Genomic DNA, 20,901 nt, shown 5'->3' on the forward strand with positions numbered 1-20,901 from the left:
GAATCCTTTAGGTGAGGTCGCGGTGGCGAACCTGGACGTTCTTCAGTGATTTTTGCAGCATCTGCCCCAGGCGCTCGGTCAGATAGACGGAGCGGTGATGTCCGCCAGTGCAACCGATGGCAATGGTGACGTATGCGCGGTTGCTGGCGGCAAAACGAGGCAGCCACTTCAGCAGGTATGTGGAAATGTCCTGGAACATCTCTTCGACATCCGGCTGTGCCGCCAGATACTCGGCAACCGGTTGGTCGAGCCCGGACTGCTCACGCAACTCCGGTTTCCAGTAAGGGTTGGGCAGGCAGCGCACATCGAACACCAGGTCGGCGTCCACCGGCATGCCACGCTTGAATCCGAAGGATTCCACCAGGAACGCAGTGCCGGGTTCCGGCTGATTCAACAGGCGCAGCTTGATGGCGTCGCGCAGTTGGTACAGGTTCAGGCTGGTGGTGTTGATCTTGAGATCGGCGAGGTCGGCAATCGGCCCGAGCAGGATGCTCTCGACGCTGATGGCTTCGGCCAGCGAACGATTGGCGTTGCTCAGGGGGTGCCGTCGACGGGTTTCCGAGAAACGCTTGAGCAGGGTTTCTTCGTCGGCATCCAGGTACAGGACATCGCACTGGATGTGGCGGCTGCGGACTTCCTCGAGCAGGTCGGGGAATCTTGAAAGGTGACTGGGCAGGTTGCGGGCGTCGATGGAAACGGCGACCAGCGGCTGCATCATCTCGGTATGAATCAACGCTCGCTCGGCCAGTTCCGGGAGCAGCCCCGCGGGCAAATTGTCGATGCAGTAGTAGCCATTGTCCTCAAGTACGTTGAGGGCGGTACTTTTACCTGAGCCGGAGCGGCCACTGACGATGATCAAGCGCATGATTACTGACCGTTTTGCTCGTCCAGGACAACCTGATACAGGGCTTCATTACTTGCAGCATTACGCAGTCTTTCGCGAACTTCCTTGCGGTCGAGCATGCTGGCGATCTGTCGCAGCAGCTCAAGGTGCGCATCGGTAGCCGCTTCCGGGACCAGAAGTACGAACAGCAGGTCAACCGGTGCGCCGTCGATGGCGTCGAAATCGATAGGGGCGTCCAGGTGCATCAATGCACTGATGGGCGAAACACAGCCCTTGAGACGGCAATGTGGAATGGCGATGCCGTTGCCAAAACCGGTAGAGCCGAGTTTTTCACGGGCAATCAGCGCTTCGAAGACAGCTTGCATCTCCAGATCCGGAAAACTGCGGTGGATAAGGTTGGCAATTTGCTCGAGGGCTTTCTTTTTACTGCCACCCGGCACGTTCACCAGGGAACGGCCGGGGGTCAGGATACTTTCAAGTCGGATCATGGATTGGGAGTGTTAACGACCGGTCGCGCCCTGAAGGAGGCTCTGGGTCTTTTCCTTATGCTTTTTGAGTTGTTTATCCAGCTTGTCGGTGAGTGCGTCGATCGCGGCGTACATATCGGTATGTTCCGCGTTTGCGACCACTTCATTCCCGGGAATATGCAGCGTGGCTTCGATTTTCTGCTTCAGCTTTTCGACGGTCATCGTGACCTGTACGTTAGTGATCTTGTCGAAGTGTCGCTCCAATCGTTCGAGTTTTTCGCCGATGTAGGTGCGAAGAGGTTCGGTCACTTCCAGTTGGTGTCCACTGATGTTGACTTGCATACAGCTTCTCCTTCGTTGCCAGTGCATAAAGCGGTAGATCAACTGATCTACCACTGGAACGCTGTGGCGTGGCCCTACATCAACCGCTTGCGTTCGCTCGAAGGTGCGATCCCCAGGGATTCGCGGTACTTGGCGACGGTGCGGCGAGCCACTTGAATGCCTTGTGCCTCCAGTAAACCAGCGATCTTGCTGTCACTCAACGGCTTTTTCTGATTTTCCGCGGCAACCAGTTTTTTGATGATCGCGCGGATCGCCGTGGACGAGCATTCGCCGCCTTCGGAGGTGCTGACATGGCTGGAGAAAAAGTATTTCAGTTCATAGATACCCCGAGGGGTATGCATGAATTTCTGAGTCGTCACCCGTGAAATCGTCGACTCATGCATGCCGACGGCTTCGGCGATGTCATGCAGGACCAGCGGCTTCATGGCTTCGTCGCCATATTCGAGGAACCCGCGCTGATGCTCGACGATCTGGGTGGCAACCTTCATCAGGGTTTCGTTGCGGCTTTGCAGGCTCTTGATGAACCAGCGGGCCTCTTGCAACTGATTGCGCATGAAGGTGTTGTCGGCGCTGGTGTCGGCACGGCGCACGAAGCCGGCGTATTGGGCATTGACCCGCAGTCGTGGCACCGACTCCTGATTCAATTCCACCAGCCAGCGCTCGTTATCCTTGCGCACGATAACGTCAGGAACGACGTACTCGGCTTCGGTGGATTCGATCTGCGAGCCCGGGCGCGGGTTGAGGCTCTGGACCAGCTCTATGACCTGGCGCAGCTCATCTTCCTTGAGCTTCATGCGGCGCATCAACTGGCTGTAGTCGCGGCTGCCAAGCAGGTCGATGTAATCGGTGACCAGGCGCTTGGCCTCGGCCAGCCAGGGGGTCTTGGCAGGCAGCTGGCGCAATTGCAGCAGCAGGCATTCGCCCAGGTTGCGGGCGCCGATGCCGGCGGGCTCGAATTGCTGGATACGGTGCAGGACGGCTTCGATCTCGTCCAGTTCGATGTCCAGTTCCGGGTCGAAGGCTTCGAGGATTTCCTCGAGGGTTTCGTCCAGATAGCCCTGATTGTTGATGCAGTCGATCAGGGTGACGGCGATCAGGCGATCGGTGTCGGACATCGGTGCCAGGTTCAGTTGCCAAAGCAAGTGGCTTTGCAGGCTTTCACCGGCAGAGGTGCGGGTGGTGAAGTCCCACTCGTCATCATCATTGCTGGGCAGGCTGCTGGCGCTGGTCTGGTAAACGTCTTCCCACGCGGTGTCGACGGGGAGTTCGTTGGGGATGCGCTCGTTCCAGTCACCCTCGTCGAGGCTGTCAACCGTCGGGGCACTTTCCTGGTAGGAGGGTTCCTGGATGTCGGTGTTGGTCTTTTGTTCGGCGTTGTCGGCCATGGGGTCGGAATTGTCGAAGTCGTCGCCCTCTTCCTGGCGTTCGAGCATCGGATTGGACTCCAGGGCCTCCTGGATTTCCTGTTGCAGGTCCAGGGTCGACAATTGGAGCAGGCGGATGGCCTGTTGCAGCTGCGGCGTCATCGTCAGCTGCTGGCCCATTCTCAAGACTAGCGATGGTTTCATGGCAGGGGCTTAACACCTTATTCGCCGGCGCACATGCGCCATCCACTACAGGGCGCCGGGGCGCCAAACTTAAGCAAATTATATGCCTGAAACTGAAGGATTTGCCTAGACCGCTGTAACAATAAAAAACTATTAAATTGTGTTGCTGCGCTGCTCTTGCCGAGGGCTGAACCCGCTGGTTCGCATGCAGCGCTGGGGTATCGCGGTTCACCTGCCCGGGCGGTTGCCTGGGCGCGACTCAGTGCTTACAGGCGGAACTCATGGCCCAGATACACTTCCTTGACCAGTTGGTTGGCCAGGATGGTCTCGGCATCTCCTTCGGCAATCAGTTGGCCGTCATTGACGATATAGGCGGTTTCGCAGATATCCAGAGTTTCACGAACGTTGTGGTCTGTGATCAGCACGCCAATGCCCTTGGCCTTGAGGTGGTGAATGATCTGCTTGATGTCCCCGACCGAAATCGGGTCCACGCCGGCGAAGGGTTCGTCGAGGAGAATGAATTTCGGGTTGGTGGCCAGGGCGCGGGCGATTTCCACGCGACGGCGCTCACCGCCGGACAGGCTCATGCCGAGGTTGTCGCGGATGTGGCTGATGTGGAATTCCTGCAGCAGGCTTTCCAGCTCTTTGCGCCGACCGGCCTTGTCGAGTTCCTTGCGGGTCTCGAGGATGGCCATGATGTTGTCGGCCACCGACAGTTTGCGGAAGATCGATGCTTCTTGCGGCAAGTAGCCGATGCCAGCCTTTGCGCGGCCATGCATCGGCTGGTGGCTGACGTCCAGGTCGTCGATCAGGACACGGCCCTGGTCGGCATGCACCAGGCCGACGATCATGTAGAAACAGGTTGTCTTGCCTGCGCCGTTCGGGCCAAGCAGGCCGACGATCTGACCGCTGTCGATGGACAGGCTGACATCACGCACGACCTGGCGGCTCTTGTAGCTCTTGGCCAGATGCTGAGCTTTCAGAGTTGCCATTACTGCGCCTTTTTCTCGTCGGTTTTCTTCTTGGGCTGGATCACCATGTCGATGCGCGGGCGCGACTCGGTCACCTTGCTACCCGTGGCGCGTCCGGCGCTGGCCAGCTTCTTGACGGTGTCATAGACAATTTTCTCGCCCTGGGTGACGTTGTTGTCCTTGTCGACAACTTTTGCCTTGTCGATCAGCACGACCCGGTTTTGTGAGGCGTGATACTGGATGGTCACACCCCAGCCCTGGACGGGTTTGGAGTCGCCAGCGGTTTGCAGTTGCTCGAAATACGCCAGATTGCCCACCGAGGTCACTACGTCGATATCGCCAGTCGGAGTACGGGTGATGGTGACGGTATTGCCGGTCACCTTCATCGAACCCTGGGTGATGATCACGTCACCTTTATAGGTGGCAATACCTTGCTTGTCGTCCAGTTGGGCGTCGTCGGCCTGGATGCGGATAGGCTGCTGTTGATCTTCCGGCAGAGCCCAGGCGCTCACGCTTCCCAGTGCTGCGCCCAGACTGAGCAAAATCGGGAGGGTTTTAACGAGCCTCATACTGTCCTCTTACGTTCGATAGCAGGTGTATCCTGCTTTCTTTCAAATACGCTTTCATTCCCTTGCCAGTCGATACACCGCCAGCGCCGTCGATTCTAACGTCTTGCTCGGTCTGCGCATATTGCTGCTGCGGGAACACGGTCATGCGGGTGCTGGTGATCAGGGTCTTGCGGTTTTTCTCGTCGAAGCGCGTGATGCGCACGTCATCGATCAGCTCGACCTGCGTGCCGTCAGGGTTGACCTCGCCGCGCAAGCTCTGGACGTGCCACGGGTATTCCGTGCCGCGGAACACATTCAGGTCGGGGTTGGTCAGCAATGTCACTTCGGTCGCTTTCAGGTGCTCGACCTTGTCGGAGACCAGATCATATTGCAGCTTGCCGTCCGGCAGGTACTGCACGCTGTGGGCGTTGATGGCGTAATAGTCGATCATGCTTTCATCGACCGGCGTTACCGGCTTGTCGAGAAAGCGTTCCGGGCTGATGTTCCAGTAGCCAACCGCAGCGAATATAGCCGCGATGCAACTGAACATCAGGGTGTTGCGAAACTTTTTGCTCAGCATAGTGGGCTCACAGGTACGCCGCATTGGCCGCATCAAGGCGGTCCTGGGCGCGCAGGATCAATTCGCAGAATTCGCGAGCGGCGCCTTCGCCGCCGCGGGCGAGGGTGATGCCGTGGGCGTGTTCACGCACAAAGCTGGCGGCATTGGCCACCGCCATGCCCAGGCCGACGCGACGAATCACCGGCAGGTCCGGCAGGTCGTCGCCAAGGTAAGCCACCTGTTCATAGCTCAGGTTGAGTTGGGCCAGCAGCTCGTCGAGCACCACCAGTTTGTCTTCGCGGCCCTGATACAGATGCGGGATACCGAGGTTTTTGGCCCGCCGTTCGACCACCGGGGTCTTGCGGCCACTGATGATGGCCGTCTGTACGCCGGCGGCCATCAGCATCTTGATGCCCTGGCCGTCGAGGGTGTTGAACGTCTTGAACTCGCTGCCGTCTTCGAGGAAGTACAGGCGGCCATCGGTCAGCACGCCATCGACATCGAACACCGCCAGCTTGATCTGTTTGCCGCGTTGCAACAGGTCCGCACTCATTACATTACTCCTGCACGCAGCAAGTCGTGCATGTTCAAGGCACCGACCGGGCGGTCTTCGCGGTCGACCACGACCAGCGCGCTGATTTTATGGTCTTCCATGATTTTCAGTGCTTCGGCGGCGAGCATCTCGGCGCGCGCGGTCTTGCCGTGGGCCGTCATGACCTGGTCGATGATGGCGCTGTGGATATCGATGCTGCGGTCCAGTGCGCGGCGCAAATCGCCGTCGGTGAAGATTCCGGCCAGTTTGCCGTCGGCTTCCAGAATGACGGTCATGCCCAGGCCCTTGCGGCTCATTTCCATCAGGGCATCCTTGAGCAGGGTGCCGCGCTGGACCTGTGGCAGTTCCTGGCCTGCGTGCATGACATTTTCAACTTTCAGCAGCAAGCGTCGGCCCAGGGCGCCACCTGGATGGGAGAAGGCGAAATCTTCGGCGGTAAAGCCACGGGCCTCCAGCAGCGCGACTGCCAGGGCGTCACCCATGACCAGGGCCGCGGTGGTCGACGAAGTGGGGGCCAGGTTCAGCGGGCAGGCTTCGTGTTCGACGTGAACATTGAGGTTGACCTCGGCGGCCCTGGCCAGCGGCGAGTCAGGGTTGCCGGTCACGCTGATCAACTGGATGCCCAGGCGCTTGATCAGTGGCAGCAGGGTCACGATTTCATTGGTGGAGCCAGAGTTGGAGAGCGCCAGAATGATGTCGTCGCGGGTAATCATGCCCATGTCACCGTGGCTGGCTTCGGCCGGGTGCACAAAAAACGCCGTGGTGCCGGTGCTGGCCAGGGTCGCGGCGATCTTGTTGCCGATATGCCCCGACTTGCCCATGCCGACCACGACCACGCGGCCTTTGCTGGCCAGAATCATCTCGCAAGCGCGTACGAAATCCGCGTCGATATGGGGCAGCAAGCCTTGCACGGCTTCTACTTCGAGGCGGATGGTGCGTTGTGCCGATTGAATCAGGTCGCTGGATTGGCTCATGTCAGAAATCGTATAGCCTGATGAAAAGGCGGCGATTATAGCGGTTATGATCGAATCCCTCACGCTAGTTCGTCGCGCATTATCTTCCTTGATACCGAAAACCATTCTAAATGGGGCTTTTAACCGCTCATGCGGTTGAACATGGGCCGGCTTTGGCCTTGGGCGCATCGCCTTTGCAGTGATATAGTTCGCCGCCAGTTCGGCCTGCCCGGGAGGTATGTGCTTTCGCAGGAAAACCAGGCGTCCGAGTGAGAGGCTGCATCGCAAGGAGTTTAGATGAGTGCCGATAACGCCTACGCCGTCGAGCTGAAGGGGCTTTCCTTCAAGCGCGGTGCGCGCAGCATTTTCAACAATGTCGATATCCGTATCCCGCGTGGCAAGGTCACCGGCATCATGGGGCCGTCCGGGTGCGGCAAGACCACGCTTTTGCGTCTGATGGGCGCCCAGTTGCGTCCCACCAAGGGTGAAGTCTGGGTAAACGGTCAGAACCTGCCAACACTGTCGCGCAGCGACCTGTTCGATGCGCGCAAGCATATGGGTGTGCTGTTTCAGAGCGGCGCACTGTTTACTGACCTCGATGTCTTCGAGAACGTCGCTTTTCCATTGCGCGTACATACGCAACTGCCGGACGAAATGATCCGCGACATCGTTCTGCTCAAACTGCAGGCAGTGGGCTTGCGCGGCGCCATCGAACTGATGCCGGACGAGCTTTCCGGCGGCATGAAGCGCCGTGTTGCGCTGGCCCGGGCGATTGCGCTCGATCCACAGATCCTCATGTACGACGAGCCCTTTGTCGGTCAGGACCCCATTGCAATGGGTGTTCTGGTGCGCCTGATCCGTTTGCTCAACGATGCGCTGGGCATCACCAGTATCGTGGTGTCCCACGACCTGGCCGAAACCGCGAGCATTGCCGATTACATTTATGTGGTGGGCGATGGTCAGGTGTTGGGGCAGGGGACCCCGGACGAGTTGATGAACTCGGATGAACCGCGCATTCGGCAGTTCATGACTGGCGAGCCCGATGGCCCGGTTCCGTACCACTTTCCAGCGACGGATTACCGCGCAGATCTTCTGGGGAAGCGCTGATGCGCAGAATTTCATTGATAGAACGCGTGCGTCGCTTCGGCCAGGCCGGCATCGATGCGCTGGCGGTGTTCGGGCGTTCGACCCTGTTCCTGTTCCATGCCTTGCTCGGCCGCGGCGGTATCGGTGGCGGCTTCGGGCTGCTGGTCAAGCAACTGCATTCGGTGGGCGTCATGTCCCTGGTGATCATCGTGGTCTCCGGGGTGTTCATCGGCATGGTGCTGGCACTGCAGGGCTTCAACATTCTTTCAAGCTATGGTTCGGAGCAGGCAGTCGGGCAGATGGTTGCGCTGACGCTGCTGCGTGAGCTGGGGCCGGTGGTGACCGCCTTGCTGTTCGCCGGGCGCGCAGGTTCGGCGTTGACCGCCGAAATCGGCAACATGAAGTCCACCGAGCAGTTGTCCAGTCTGGAGATGATCGGCGTCGACCCGCTCAAGTACATCATCGCGCCCCGCTTGTGGGCCGGATTCATTTCCCTGCCGGTGCTGGCGATGATTTTCAGCGTGGTGGGCATCTGGGGCGGCTCGTGGGTGGCTGTCGACTGGCTGGGAGTCTATGAAGGTTCCTACTGGTCGAACATGCAGAACAGCGTGACGTTCTCCGACGATGTGCTCAACGGGATCATCAAAAGTATCGTATTTGCCTTTGTCGTGACCTGGATCGCCGTATTCCAGGGCTATGACTGCGACCCCACTTCCGAGGGGATCAGTCGTGCCACTACCAAGACCGTCGTGTATGCCTCGTTGGCAGTACTCGGTCTGGACTTTATTCTGACCGCCTTGATGTTTGGAGATTTCTGATGCAAAACCGCACCCTGGAAATCGGTGTCGGCCTTTTCTTGCTGGCTGGCATCCTGGCTTTGCTTTTGTTGGCGTTGCGGGTCAGCGGCCTGTCCCCGACCCCGAACACTGACACTTATAAACTTTACGCCTATTTCGACAATATCGCCGGTTTGACTGTCAGAGCCAAGGTGACCATGGCCGGTGTGACCATCGGCAAGGTCACGGCTATCGATCTGGATCGCGACAGTTTTACCGGTCGGGTGACCATGCAGCTGGAAAAACGCATCGATAATCTTCCGGAAGACTCTACTGCATCTATCCTGACCGCTGGCCTGTTGGGTGAGAAATACATCGGTATCAGTGTGGGCGGGGAAGAGGCCCTGCTCAAGGATGGCGGAACCATCCGTGACACGCAGTCATCGCTGGTGCTCGAGGACCTGATCGGTAAATTCCTGCTCAATACCGTTAGCAAAGAAGCTAAATGAGGAACTTTTAAATGATCTCTACCTTGCGACGTGGCCTTTTGGTACTGCTCGCGGCGATGCCGCTGCTAGCCAACGCCGTGGCGGCGCCTTCGGCGCACGATCTGGTACAGGACACCACTAATCGGATGTTGGCCGATCTGGCGGCCAATAAAGAAAAGTACAAGCAGGATCCGCAGGATTTTTATGCGGCGCTGAACACCATCGTCGGGCCGGTGGTGGATGCCGAGGGTATTTCCAAGAGCATCATGACGGTCAAATACTCGAAGAAAGCCACGCCTGCGCAGATGAAGACCTTCGAAGAAAACTTCAAGAAGGGCCTGTTCCAGTTCTACGGCAATGCCTTGCTGGAGTACAACAACCAGGGCATCACCGTTGAACCGGCCAAGGACGAGTCCGGCGACCGGACCAGCGTTGGCATGACCGTCAAGGGCAGCAGCGGCGCGATCTATCCGGTGTCCTACACGATGGAAAAGATCAACGGCGAGTGGAAGCTGCGTAACGTCATCATCAACGGCATCAACATCGGCAAGCTGTTCCGCGATCAGTTCGCCGATGCAATGCAACGCAATGGCAACGACCTGGACAAGACCATCAATGGTTGGGCCGGGGAAGTCGCCAAGGCCAAGGAATCCACCGAGAAACCAGCCCAATGAGTGAGTCGGCAATCCGGTTGGACGAAGCAGGCGAGTTGCGACTCAGCGGCGTGCTGGATTACCGCACCGGCCCTGGCCTGCGCGAGCAGGGCAAGGCGCTGATCAAGGCCAGCAAGGCCGAGGCACTGGTGCTCGATTGCTCGGCGGTGACCAAGTCCAGCAGTGTCGGTTTGTCGTTGCTACTGTGCTTCATCCGCGATGCGCAGGCGGCCGGCAAGGCGCTGAGCATCCGTGGGATACCGGAAGACATGCGTGAAATTGCTCAGGTCAGCGAACTGACCGAGCTGTTGGCGCGTCCCTGACACGCATCTATAAATAAGCCCCCCGTCCGAGTCCTGCTTGGCGGGGTTCGCAGGCGCGGGGCTTTTTTGTATGATGTCCGACCCGCGCGCACAGGGCGCCGATTGAGGTTGAGCATGCAGGCCGTAGAAGTTAAGAGCTTCCTTGAAGAAAAGCTGCCCGGAACGAAAGTAGAAGTCGAGGGCGAAGGCTGCAATTTCCAGCTGAACGTGATTAGCGATGAACTGGCGGCGTTGAGCCCGGTGAAGCGTCAGCAGCAGATCTATGCCCATTTGAACCCATGGATCACCGATGGCAGCATCCATGCGGTCACTATGAAATTTTTCAGCAGCGCGGCCTGGGCCGAGCGCACCTGAGCCCAAGGGCGTCGAGATTCTTATGGATAAATTGATTATTACTGGTGGTGCTCGTCTAGACGGCGAAATCCGCATCTCCGGGGCAAAGAACTCTGCCCTGCCGATCCTGGCGGCCACGCTGTTGTGCGACGGTCCGGTAACCGTTGCCAACCTGCCGCACCTGCACGACATCACCACCATGATCGAACTGTTCGGTCGCATGGGGATCGAGCCGGTGATCGACGAGAAACTGGCCGTCGAAATCGATCCGCGCACCATCAAGACCCTGGTCGCTCCGTACGAACTGGTTAAAACCATGCGTGCATCGATCCTGGTACTGGGCCCGATGGTCGCCCGTTTCGGCGAAGCCGAAGTCGCGCTGCCTGGCGGTTGCGCCATCGGCTCGCGTCCGGTTGACCTGCACATCCGCGGCCTGGAAGCCATGGGCGCGATCATCGACGTCGAAGGCGGCTACATCAAGGCCAAGGCCCCTGAAGGCGGCCTGCGCGGTGCGCACTTCTTCTTCGATACCGTCAGCGTGACCGGTACCGAAAACATCATGATGGCCGCGGCATTGGCCAAGGGCCGCAGCGTCCTGGCCAACGCCGCCCGTGAACCAGAAGTGGTCGACCTGGCGAACTTCCTGAACGCCATGGGCGCCAAGGTTTCCGGCGCTGGTACCGATACCATCACCATCGATGGCGTCGAGCGTCTGCACACCACCACTTATAAAGTGATGCCCGATCGTATCGAAACCGGCACCTACCTGGTGGCGGCGGCGGTGACCGGTGGCCGTGTGAAGGTCAAGGATACCGATCCGACCATCCTCGAAGCCGTTCTGGAAAAGCTCCGTGAGTCCGGTGCCGAAATCACCACTGGCGAAGACTGGATCGAGCTCGACATGCATGGCAAGCGGCCGAAAGCCGTTAACGTGCGGACCGCTCCATACCCGGCGTTCCCGACCGACATGCAAGCGCAGTTCATTTCCCTCAATGCCATCGCCGAAGGCACTGGCGCTGTGATCGAGACGATCTTCGAAAACCGTTTCATGCACGTCTACGAGCTGCACCGCATGGGCGCCAGGATCCAGGTCGAAGGCAACACGGCTATCGTCACCGGTACCGAGAAGCTCAAGGGCGCGCCAGTGATGGCAACCGACCTGCGTGCCTCGGCCAGCCTGGTAATCTCGGCCCTGGTTGCCGAGGGCGATACCCTGATCGACCGCATCTACCACATCGACCGTGGCTACGAGTGCATCGAAGAAAAACTGCAGATGCTGGGCGCCAGGATCCGTCGCGTTCCGGGCTAGTTCTGCTGAATGGGCACAGGGAAGTGCCCTTTGAATTGTTGAAGTCGAGCCGGTTTCCGGCTCGATGTGTGTCCGGCGCCATTTGCGACCGGACATGAGTACCTTGATAAGGACTGACGTTTCCCATGTTGACTATCGCACTGTCCAAGGGCCGCATCCTTGACGACACCCTGCCGCTTCTGGCTGAAGCGGGCATCGTGCCGACCGAGAATCCGGACAAGAGCCGCAAGCTGATCATCCCCACGACCCAGGAAGATGTACGCCTGTTGATCGTGCGTGCCACCGACGTGCCGACCTATGTCGAGCATGGTGCCGCCGATCTGGGTGTCGCCGGTAAAGACGTGCTGATGGAATTTGGTGGCCAAGGCTTGTACGAGCCACTGGACCTGCAAATTGCCAAGTGCAAGCTGATGACCGCCGGCAAGGTCGGTGCAGCCGAGCCCAAGGGGCGTCTGCGCATCGCCACCAAGTTCGTCAACGTCGCCAAGCGCTACTACGCCGAGCAGGGCCGTCAGGTCGACATCATCAAGCTTTACGGCTCGATGGAGCTGGCGCCACTGATCGGCCTGGCGGACAAGATCATCGACGTGGTCGACACCGGTAACACGCTGCGGGCCAACGGCCTGGAGCCACAAGATTTCATCGCGGCCATCAGCTCCCGCCTGATCGTCAACAAGGCTTCGATGAAGATGCAGCACGCCCGTATCCAGGCGTTGATCGACACCCTGCGCAAGGCAGTGGAGTCTCGACACCGCGGCTGATTCACCTGCGCGACGCTGAGTCGCGCCCGTCTATCCGCCTCATAGCCAGAATTCTCAGGTGCCCAAGCGGAAACGACTGCTAAGTTAGGGCGCCTGAGTTTTTGCCATTCCTATGAGGCTCTCGCTATGACCGCACCGACTGCAATTCGCCGACTCAACGCTGCTGACCCGGATTTCGCGCATCATCTGGATCATCTGCTGAGCTGGGAAAGTGTGTCTGACGACTCGGTCAATCAGCGAGTGCTGGACATCATCAAGGCCGTGCGCGAGCGTGGTGACGCGGCGCTGGTGGATTTCACCCGCCAGTTCGACGGCCTGGACGTGAAGTCCATGGCCGACCTGATCCTGCCGCGCGAGCGTCTGGAACTGGCGCTTACTCGTATCTCCGTGCCTCAGCGCGAAGCACTGGAAGTGGCGGCAGCCCGCGTGCGCAGCTACCACGAGAAGCAGAAGCAGGACTCCTGGAGCTACACCGAAGCCGACGGCACCGTACTGGGCCAGAAGGTCACGCCGCTGGACCGTGCCGGTCTGTACGTGCCGGGCGGCAAGGCGTCGTACCCGTCGTCGGTACTGATGAACGCGATTCCGGCCAAGGTCGCGGGTGTCGCCGAAGTGGTCATGGTCGTTCCGACCCCGCGTGGTGAAGTCAACGAGCTTGTGCTGGCTGCGGCCTGCATCGCCGGTGTCGACCGTGTGTTCACCATCGGTGGCGCCCAGGCCGTCGCGGCTTTGGCTTATGGCACCGAAAGCGTGCCGCAGGTCGATAAAGTGGTCGGCCCAGGCAACATCTATGTAGCGACCGCCAAGCGCCACGTGTTTGGCCAGGTCGGTATCGACATGATCGCCGGCCCTTCGGAAATCCTCGTGGTATGCGACGGCCAGACCGATCCGGACTGGATCGCCATGGACCTGTTCTCCCAGGCCGAACACGATGAAGACGCCCAGGCCATTCTGGTCAGCCCGGATGCCGGGTTCCTCGACAAGGTCGCTGCCAGCATCGCCAGGCTGATGCCGACCATGGAACGTTCCGCGATCATCGAAACCTCGATCAATGGCCGAGGTGCCTTGATCAAGGTGCGCGACATGGAACAGGCCATCGAAGTGGCCAACCGCATCGCGCCGGAGCACCTGGAGTTGTCGGTTGCCGATCCGCAAGCCTGGCTGCCGCAGATCCGCCACGCTGGCGCAATCTTCATGGGCCGTCACACGTCCGAAGCCCTGGGTGATTACTGCGCAGGCCCGAACCACGTCTTGCCAACCTCCGGTACTGCGCGTTTCTCCTCGCCGCTGGGTGTGTACGACTTCCAGAAACGCTCGTCGATCATCTTCTGTTCCGAGCAGGGCGCTTCCGAGTTGGGCAAAACCGCTTCCGTGCTGGCCCGTGGCGAGTCGCTGACCGCCCACGCGCGCAGCGCCGAATACCGCATCGTCGACGAAGACCTTCCACAAGGGCAGGGGAACTGAGCATGAGTAAATTCTGGAGCCCGTTCGTCAAGAATCTGGTGCCTTACGTCCCTGGCGAGCAGCCGAAGCTGGCCAGGCTGGTAAAGCTCAACACCAATGAAAACCCGTACGGTCCATCGCCCAAGGCCTTGGCCGCGATGCAGACCGAACTGAACGACAACCTGCGCCTGTACCCGGACCCGAACAGCGATCTGCTGAAGAATGCGGTCGCCAGGTACTACGGCGTACAAAGCAATCAAGTGTTCCTCGGCAACGGCTCCGATGAAGTGCTGGCGCACATCTTCCACGGTCTGCTGCAGCACGATCAGCCGCTGTTGTTCCCGGACATCAGCTACAGCTTCTATCCGGTTTACTGCGGGTTGTACGGCATCAAGTTCGACGCGGTGCCGCTGGACGAGCAATTCCGGATCAACCCGGCGGACTATGCCAGGCCAAACGGCGGGATCATTTTCCCCAACCCGAACGCCCCGACGGGCTGCCTGCTGGCGCTGGAAGCGGTGGAGCAGATTCTCAGGGCCAGCCCGGACTCCGTGGTGGTGGTCGACGAGGCTTACATCGATTTCGGCGGTGAAACCGCGATTGCGCTGGTGGATCGTTATCCAAACCTGCTTGTGACGCAGACCCTGTCCAAATCCCGTTCCCTGGCGGGGCTGCGGGTGGGGCTGGCAGTCGGGCATCCGGACCTGATCGAGGCGCTGGAGCGGATCAAGAACAGCTTCAACTCTTATCCGCTGGACCGTATGGCGAATGTCGGCGCCGCTGCCGCGTTCGAGGATCGTGAGTATTTCGACAAGACCTGCCGGTTGGTGATCGAGAACCGCGAGAAGGTCGTTTCGCAGTTGGAAGCGAAGGGCTTCGAGGTTTTGCCGTCAGCCGCGAACTTCATCTTTGCCCGTCACCCGCAACACGATGCGGCAGGGCTTGCGGCGAAGTTGCGTGAACAAGGCGTGATCGTTCGGCACTTCAAACAGGAGCGGATCGCGCAGTTCCTGCGGATTTCCATCGGCACGCCAGAGCAGAACCAGGCGCTGATCGACGGCCTCGGCGACCTGTAAGCCACCATTGCCCCCTGTAGGAGCGAGCAAGCTCGCGATGAGGCCATAACATTCAACATCGTCGTTGACTGTAAGGCCGCCATCGCGAGCTTGCTCGCTCCTACAGGTTTCCGGGTTAGCTGTTTACTCTTCTTCTTTCTCCTGGGTCGGTGCCGGCGGCGGACGCAAGCCGACTTCCGCGGTCAGCTTGAGTTCCTTGCCGTTGCGCATGACCTCGATCACGACCTTGTCTGTCGGTTTGATCCGCGCCACCTGATTCATCGAGCGTCGGCCATCTCCCGCCGGTTCGCCATCGATGGCAAGAATCACATCACCCAGTTGCAGGCCGGCTTTCTGTGCCGGACCATCGCGGAAAATCCCCGCCACGACAATGCCAGGGCGCCCGGACAAACCGAACGATTCGGCCAACTCCTGAGTCATCGGTTGCACTTCGATACCCAGCCAGCCACGAATCACCTGGCCGTGCTCGATGATCGACTTCATCACTTCCATCGCCAGCTTCACCGGAATCGCGAAACCGATACCCTGGGAACCGCCGGACTTGGAGAAGATCGCCGTGTTGATGCCGGTCAGGTTGCCAATGGCATCCACCAGCGCACCGCCGGAGTTGCCGGGGTTGATTGCGGCGTCGGTCTGGATGAAGTCTTCGTAGTTGTTCAGGCCCAGTTGATTGCGTCCGGTGGCGCTGATGATGCCCATGGTCACGGTCTGGCCGACGCCAAACGGGTTGCCGATGGCCAGCGCGACATCGCCGATACGGATGTTGTCGGAGCGCCCCACGGTGATCGACGGCAGGTTTTTCAGGTCGATTTTCAGAACCGCGAGGTCAGTCTCCGGGTCGCTGCCAATCACCCGTGCCAGGGTTTCCCGGCCGTCCTTGAGCGCCACCACGATCTGGTCGGCGCCGCTGGTCACATGGTTGTTGGTCAGGATGTAGCCTTCCGGGCTCATGATCACGCCGGAACCGAGGCTCGATTCCATGCGCTTCTGCTTGGGCGAGTTATCGCCGAAGAAACGCCGGAACTGTGGATCTTCGAACAACGGATGATTGGGTTTGTTGATGACTTTGGTGGTGTACAGGTTCACCACCGACGGCGCGGCGGTGGTCACTGCGTCGGCATAGGACACCGGACCCTGCTGCATGCTGGTGGTTTGCGGCGCTTGTTGCAGGTTGACGTCGAGGCTCGGGAGCCCGACCCACTGCGGGTAACGCTGGATTATCAAAAGAGCGACAAGCACGCCGGCCAACAGCGGCCAGCCGGAAAAACGCAGCGCCTTGAGCATTAAGCAGTTCCTGAGAGAGTTGCAGGCGGTATGAGACCGCTCATAATGATGCGCATTATACGAGGCCGCACGCGCCTCTGAACGGGATATTTAGGAGTCTTTTATGGCCGTCGCCCTGAGCACCCTCGTCGAAGAAGCCGACCGTTACCTCAACAGCGCCAAAATCGCCGATTACTGCCCGAATGGCCTGCAGGTCGAAGGCCGTCCGCAAGTGATGCGCATTGTCAGTGGCGTCACCGCCAGCCAGGCTTTGCTCGACGCCGCCGTGGAGGCCAATGCCGACCTGGTGCTGGTGCATCATGGTTACTTCTGGAAGGGCGAGAACCCTTGTATCACCGGCATGAAACAGCGCCGCTTGAAGACCTTGCTCAAGCACGATATCAGCCTGTTGTCCTATCACCTGCCGCTGGATCTGCACCCGGATGTCGGCAATAACGTGCAGCTCGCACGGCAGCTCGACATCACCGTCGAAGGCCCGCTGGACCCGGACAACCTGAAAATTGTCGGCCTGGTCGGCTCGCTGAATGAGCCGATGATGCCCCGGGATTTCGCCCGTCGCGTCCAGGAAGTCATGGGCCGTGAGCCGCTGCTGATCGAAGGCAGCGCCATGATCCGTCGCGTCGGCTGGTGCACAGGCGGTGGCCAGGGTTACATCGATCAGGCCATTCTGGCCGGCGTCGATCTGTACCTCAGCGGCGAGGCTTCCGAGCAGACTTTCCACAGTGCCCGGGAAAACGACATCAGTTTCATCGCCGCCGGTCACCATGCCACCGAGCGTTACGGCGTTCAGGCGCTGGGAGATTACCTGGCGCGACGCTTTGCGCTGGAGCACATCTTCATCGATTGCCCGAACCCGATCTGACACTCACCCTGTAGGAGCGAGCACGCTCGCGATGAACGCAAGAACACCGCGGGGCATCAGGTACCCGGCGTTATCGTTGACGACCATCGCGAGCGTGCTCGCTCCTACAGGGGCGCCCAAACGCAGGGGCATATTCATATGCTCTTTCGGTCTAGTTGGCGTCCTGATTAGAAGAGGTCGCTGTGCTAGGATCCCCGCTCGAACACGGCCCGCTGGCCGTTCATAAGAAAGCTTTCGTGAGTAGCCATGGTCGACAAACTGACGCATCTGAAACAGCTGGAGGCGGAAAGCATCCACATCATCCGCGAGGTGGCCGCCGAGTTCGACAACCCGGTGATGCTGTACTCCATCGGTAAAGACTCCGCCGTGATGCTGCATCTGGCACGCAAGGCGTTCTTCCCGGGCAAGCTGCCGTTTCCGGTGATGCATGTCGACACTCGCTGGAAATTCCAGGAAATGTACGCCTTCCGCGACAAGATGGTTGCGGATCTGGGCTTGGACCTGATCACCCACGTCAATCCGGATGGCGTGGCGCAGAACATCAACCCGTTCACCCACGGCAGCGCCAAGCACACCGACATCATGAAAACCGAGGGCCTGAAGCAGGCACTCGACAAGCATGGTTTCGACGCAGCGTTCGGCGGCGCCCGTCGCGATGAAGAGAAGTCCCGCGCCAAGGAGCGCGTGTACTCGTTCCGCGACAGCAAGCACCGCTGGGATCCGAAAAACCAGCGTCCCGAGCTGTGGAACGTCTACAACGGCAAGGTCAACAAGGGTGAGTCGATCCGCGTCTTCCCTCTGTCGAACTGGACCGAGCTGGACATCTGGCAGTACATCTACCTGGAAGGCATCCCGATCGTCCCGCTGTACTTCGCCGCCGAACGTGAAGTCATCGAGAAGAACGGCACGCTGATCATGATCGACGACGAGCGCATCCTCGAACACCTGAGCGATGAAGAAAAAGCCCGCATCGTCAAAAAGAAAGTGCGTTTCCGTACCCTTGGTTGCTACCCGTTGACGGGCGCGGTGGAGTCCGAGGCCGAAAGCCTCACGGACATCATTCAGGAAATGCTCCTGACGCGAACTTCCGAGCGCCAGGGCCGTGTCATCGACCACGATGGCGCAGGCTCGATGGAAGACAAAAAACGGCAAGGGTATTTCTAAGCTTCGAGTTACAAGCGGCAAGCTGCAAGTTAAGGGCGGTATGCGTAACGTCGTGGTTTGGTGCTTGCAGCCGGTTGTTGCGAGCCGCGATTGAGTGACTCGTAATGGATTTCGAGAAGTTGATTGTTTGGCAGAGAAGCAAGTGTCTGGCAGTGGGGATCTACCGAGAGTTTGCCCAATGCGTGGATTTTGGTTTCAAGGACCAGATCACCCGCTCAGCACTTTCGGTACCCTCGAACATCGCTGAGGGAATGGAGCGTCGCAGCGCCAAAGAAAAGGTACGTTTTCTTTGGATCGCGAAGGCTTCTTGCGCAGAGTTACGAACACAAATTCTCATCGGCAGCGACATTGCTTACATCGCCCATCCGCTGGCTGAAAACTGGATTACGGAAACCCGCGAGCTTTCAAAGATGCTTTGCGGCTTGATCAAAAAAATTTCTGACTAGCTGTACGCCGACAAGCTTGCCGCTTGAAGCTTACAGCTCGGAGCTTGAATGCAATGAGCCACCAATCTGATTTGATCAGCGAGGACATCCTCGCCTACCTGGGCCAGCACGAACGTAAGGAACTGCTGCGCTTTCTGACCTGCGGTAACGTCGACGACGGCAAGAGCACCCTGATCGGGCGCCTGCTGCACGACTCCAAGATGATCTACGAAGATCACCTGGAAGCGATCACCCGCGACTCGAAAAAAGTCGGCACCACCGGCGAAGACATCGACCTGGCGTTGCTGGTCGACGGCCTGCAGGCCGAGCGTGAGCAAGGCATCACCATCGATGTCGCCTACCGCTATTTCTCCACCGCCAAGCGCAAGTTCATCATTGCCGACACCCCCGGTCATGAGCAGTACACCCGCAACATGGCCACCGGTGCTTCCACCTGTGACCTGGCGATCATCCTGGTCGATGCCCGCTACGGCGTGCAGACCCAGACCCGTCGCCACAGCTTCATCGCCTCGTTGCTGGGCATCAAGCACATCGTCGTGGCCATCAACAAGATGGACCTCAAGGACTTCGACCAGGGCGTGTTCGAGTCGATCAAGGCCGACTACCTGCAGTTCGCCGAAGGCTTGAAGATGAAGCCCACCAGCATGCACTTCGTGCCGATGTCCGCTCTGAAGGGCGACAACGTGGTGAACAAGTCCGAGCGCTCGCCGTGGTACACCGGCCAGTCGCTGATGGAAATTCTCGAGACCGTGGAAGTGGCGGGTGACCGCAACTTCACCGACATGCGTTTCCCGGTGCAGTACGTCAATCGTCCGAACCTGAACTTCCGCGGTTTCGCCGGCACCCTGGCCAGCGGTATCGTCAAGAAAGGCGACGAAGTCGTGGTGCTTCCGTCGGGCAAGAGCAGCCGCGTGAAGTCCATCGTCACCTTCGAAGGTGAACTGGAACACGCAGGTCCTGGTCAGGCAGTGACGCTGACCATGGAAGACGAAATCGACATCTCCCGTGGCGACCTGTTGGTTCACGCCGACAACGTGCCGCCGGTGACCGACAGCTTCGAAGCGATGCTGGTCTGGATGGCCGAAGAACCGATGCTGCCGGGCAAGAAATACGACATCAAGCGCGCTACCAGTTACGTGCCGGGCTCCATTGCCAGCATCGTCCACAAGGTCGACGTCAACACCCTCGAAGAAGGTTCTGCGAGTGCGTTGCAACTGAACGAAATCGGCAAGGTCAAGATCGCGCTCGACGCGCCGATTGCCCTCGACGGTTACGACAGCAACCGCACCACCGGTGCGTTCATCGTCATCGACCGCTTGACCAACGGTACCGTTGGCGCGGGCATGATCGTCGCCCAGCCTCTGGCGCACGGCAATGCCACGCACCACGGCAAACTGGCTCACGTCGCCACCGAAGAGCGCGCACAGCGCTTCGGCCAGCAACCGGCCACCGTGTTGTTCAGCGGTTTGTCGGGCGCGGGCAAAAGCACCCTGGCGTATGCGGTTGAACGCAAGCTGTTCGACCTGGGTCGTGCAGTGTTCGTGCTCGATGGCCAGAACCTGCGTCACGACCTGAACAAAGGTCTGCCACAGGATCGCGCCGGGCGTACCGAGAACTGGCGTCGTGCCGCGCACGTTGCGCGCCAGTTCAACGAAGCCGGTCTGCTGACCCTGGCGGCGTTCGTTGCGCCGAGTGCCGAAGGTCGTGAACAGGCTCGTGAGCTGATCGGCAAAGAGCGTCTGCTGACGGTCTACGTCCAGGCTTCGCCGACAGTCTGCGCCGAGCGTGATCCGCAAGGCCTGTACGCGGCGGCCGGGGACAACATCCCGGGCGAGTCCTTCCCGTACGACGTACCGCTGGATGCCGATCTGGTGATCGACACCCAGTCCGTGTCGCTGGAAGAAGGCGTCAAGCAAGTGCTGGGTCTGCTGCGTGAGCGTGGTGCGATCTAAGCTGAAAGCAGCAGGCTTTTAGCTGCAAGCTGCAAGAAAAAGCCCGCAGGCAAGAGATTGTCTGCGGGCTTTTTTGTGTCTGTTCAGGCCTCTTCGCGGGCAAGCCCTACAAGGTATGTGGTGTACGCCAAACCTGTGGGAGCGGGCTTGCCCGCGATGAG

General features: G+C 59.5%; 24 protein-coding genes. 14 read left to right on the forward strand and 10 right to left on the reverse strand.

From position 1 onward, the window contains the following. Positions 1-7 precede the first annotated feature (7 nt). From rapZ to CAG47_RS19015, 9 genes are all read right to left on the reverse strand, one after another. Positions 8-865, reverse strand: a complete 858-nt coding sequence (gene rapZ / locus CAG47_RS18975; RefSeq protein WP_085726373.1) for an RNase adapter RapZ — start codon at positions 863-865, stop codon at positions 8-10. Between the two features lie 2 nt (positions 866-867). Beyond that, on the reverse strand, positions 868-1,332 hold the full coding sequence (gene ptsN / locus CAG47_RS18980) for a PTS IIA-like nitrogen regulatory protein PtsN (protein ID WP_085726374.1): 465 nt from the start codon (positions 1,330-1,332) through the stop codon (positions 868-870). A gap of 12 nt (positions 1,333-1,344) precedes the next feature. Further along, positions 1,345-1,653, reverse strand: coding sequence for a ribosome hibernation-promoting factor, HPF/YfiA family (gene hpf / locus CAG47_RS18985; RefSeq protein WP_007941242.1), 309 nt, complete (start codon positions 1,651-1,653; stop codon positions 1,345-1,347). A gap of 74 nt (positions 1,654-1,727) precedes the next feature. Next, on the reverse strand, positions 1,728-3,221 hold the full coding sequence (locus tag CAG47_RS18990) for an RNA polymerase factor sigma-54 (protein WP_085726375.1): 1,494 nt from the start codon (positions 3,219-3,221) through the stop codon (positions 1,728-1,730). Positions 3,222-3,466: 245 nt separating this feature from the next. Beyond that, entirely contained in the window at positions 3,467-4,192 is a 726-nt protein-coding gene (gene lptB / locus CAG47_RS18995; protein WP_085726376.1) for an LPS export ABC transporter ATP-binding protein, read from the reverse strand. After that, positions 4,192-4,740, reverse strand: a complete 549-nt coding sequence (gene lptA, locus CAG47_RS19000; protein ID WP_085726377.1) for a lipopolysaccharide transport periplasmic protein LptA — start codon at positions 4,738-4,740, stop codon at positions 4,192-4,194. Before lptA ends, lptB begins: the two co-directional genes overlap by 1 nt. Further along, positions 4,727-5,299, reverse strand: a complete 573-nt coding sequence (gene lptC / locus CAG47_RS19005; protein ID WP_085726378.1) for an LPS export ABC transporter periplasmic protein LptC — start codon at positions 5,297-5,299, stop codon at positions 4,727-4,729. Before lptC ends, lptA begins: the two co-directional genes overlap by 14 nt. A gap of 7 nt (positions 5,300-5,306) precedes the next feature. Beyond that, positions 5,307-5,831 carry an HAD family hydrolase gene (locus tag CAG47_RS19010; RefSeq protein WP_008018712.1) on the reverse strand — a complete coding sequence of 175 codons (525 nt, stop codon included), beginning with the start codon at positions 5,829-5,831 and terminating at the stop codon, positions 5,307-5,309. Then, positions 5,831-6,805: a KpsF/GutQ family sugar-phosphate isomerase gene (locus CAG47_RS19015; RefSeq protein WP_085726379.1), complete on the reverse strand. Its 975-nt coding sequence runs from the start codon at positions 6,803-6,805 to the stop codon at positions 5,831-5,833. Before CAG47_RS19015 ends, CAG47_RS19010 begins: the two co-directional genes overlap by 1 nt. A gap of 276 nt (positions 6,806-7,081) precedes the next feature. Here CAG47_RS19015 and CAG47_RS19020 point away from each other — a divergent pair, with 276 nt between their 5' ends. From CAG47_RS19020 to hisC, 10 genes are all read left to right on the forward strand, one after another. Next, positions 7,082-7,891, forward strand: coding sequence for an ATP-binding cassette domain-containing protein (locus tag CAG47_RS19020; protein ID WP_085726380.1), 810 nt, complete (start codon positions 7,082-7,084; stop codon positions 7,889-7,891). Then, complete coding sequence (gene mlaE / locus CAG47_RS19025) at positions 7,891-8,688, forward strand: lipid asymmetry maintenance ABC transporter permease subunit MlaE (RefSeq protein ID WP_085726381.1); 798 nt, start codon at positions 7,891-7,893, stop codon at positions 8,686-8,688. The genes CAG47_RS19020 and mlaE overlap by 1 nt, the downstream gene beginning before the upstream one ends. Beyond that, complete coding sequence (gene mlaD / locus CAG47_RS19030) at positions 8,688-9,155, forward strand: outer membrane lipid asymmetry maintenance protein MlaD (RefSeq protein WP_085726382.1); 468 nt, start codon at positions 8,688-8,690, stop codon at positions 9,153-9,155. Before mlaE ends, mlaD begins: the two co-directional genes overlap by 1 nt. 11 nt (positions 9,156-9,166) lie before the next feature. Then, entirely contained in the window at positions 9,167-9,808 is a 642-nt protein-coding gene (locus tag CAG47_RS19035; RefSeq protein WP_085726383.1) for a phospholipid-binding protein MlaC, read from the forward strand. Next, a complete protein-coding gene (locus CAG47_RS19040) occupies positions 9,805-10,110 on the forward strand; it encodes a lipid asymmetry maintenance protein MlaB (RefSeq protein ID WP_085726384.1) in 306 nt (101 codons plus the stop codon). Before CAG47_RS19035 ends, CAG47_RS19040 begins: the two co-directional genes overlap by 4 nt. Before the next feature lie 114 nt (positions 10,111-10,224). Then, positions 10,225-10,464: a BolA family protein gene (locus CAG47_RS19045; RefSeq protein ID WP_085726385.1), complete on the forward strand. Its 240-nt coding sequence runs from the start codon at positions 10,225-10,227 to the stop codon at positions 10,462-10,464. A 22-nt stretch (positions 10,465-10,486) separates the two neighbouring features. Then, positions 10,487-11,752 carry a UDP-N-acetylglucosamine 1-carboxyvinyltransferase gene (murA, locus tag CAG47_RS19050; RefSeq protein ID WP_085726386.1) on the forward strand — a complete coding sequence of 422 codons (1,266 nt, stop codon included), beginning with the start codon at positions 10,487-10,489 and terminating at the stop codon, positions 11,750-11,752. Between the two features lie 125 nt (positions 11,753-11,877). Beyond that, the gene (gene hisG / locus CAG47_RS19055; RefSeq protein WP_085726387.1) at positions 11,878-12,513 is read left to right on the forward strand and encodes an ATP phosphoribosyltransferase; all 636 of its coding nucleotides are present in this window, start codon (positions 11,878-11,880) and stop codon (positions 12,511-12,513) included. Positions 12,514-12,639: 126 nt separating this feature from the next. Beyond that, positions 12,640-13,977: a histidinol dehydrogenase gene (gene hisD / locus CAG47_RS19060; RefSeq protein ID WP_085726388.1), complete on the forward strand. Its 1,338-nt coding sequence runs from the start codon at positions 12,640-12,642 to the stop codon at positions 13,975-13,977. A gap of 2 nt (positions 13,978-13,979) precedes the next feature. Further along, positions 13,980-15,032: a histidinol-phosphate transaminase gene (gene hisC / locus CAG47_RS19065; RefSeq protein WP_085726389.1), complete on the forward strand. Its 1,053-nt coding sequence runs from the start codon at positions 13,980-13,982 to the stop codon at positions 15,030-15,032. Positions 15,033-15,155: 123 nt separating this feature from the next. Here hisC and algW read toward each other — a convergent pair whose 3' ends face one another. Further along, positions 15,156-16,316, reverse strand: a complete 1,161-nt coding sequence (gene algW / locus CAG47_RS19070; RefSeq protein WP_085726390.1) for a Do family serine endopeptidase AlgW — start codon at positions 16,314-16,316, stop codon at positions 15,156-15,158. Positions 16,317-16,419: 103 nt separating this feature from the next. Here algW and CAG47_RS19075 point away from each other — a divergent pair, with 103 nt between their 5' ends. The 4 genes from CAG47_RS19075 (at position 16,420) to cysN (ending at position 20,740) form a co-directional block, all read left to right on the forward strand. Next, positions 16,420-17,178: a Nif3-like dinuclear metal center hexameric protein gene (locus tag CAG47_RS19075; protein WP_008046198.1), complete on the forward strand. Its 759-nt coding sequence runs from the start codon at positions 16,420-16,422 to the stop codon at positions 17,176-17,178. A 246-nt stretch (positions 17,179-17,424) separates the two neighbouring features. Then, complete coding sequence (gene cysD, locus CAG47_RS19080; RefSeq protein WP_085726391.1) at positions 17,425-18,342, forward strand: sulfate adenylyltransferase subunit CysD; 918 nt, start codon at positions 17,425-17,427, stop codon at positions 18,340-18,342. A 104-nt stretch (positions 18,343-18,446) separates the two neighbouring features. Further along, positions 18,447-18,788: a four helix bundle protein gene (locus CAG47_RS19085; RefSeq protein WP_085726392.1), complete on the forward strand. Its 342-nt coding sequence runs from the start codon at positions 18,447-18,449 to the stop codon at positions 18,786-18,788. A gap of 53 nt (positions 18,789-18,841) precedes the next feature. After that, a complete protein-coding gene (gene cysN, locus CAG47_RS19090) occupies positions 18,842-20,740 on the forward strand; it encodes a sulfate adenylyltransferase subunit CysN (RefSeq protein ID WP_085726393.1) in 1,899 nt (632 codons plus the stop codon). Positions 20,741-20,901: the final 161 nt, after the last annotated feature.

The organism is Pseudomonas sp. R37(2017) (assembly GCF_002113375.1).
Classification (GTDB): domain Bacteria; phylum Pseudomonadota; class Gammaproteobacteria; order Pseudomonadales; family Pseudomonadaceae; genus Aquipseudomonas.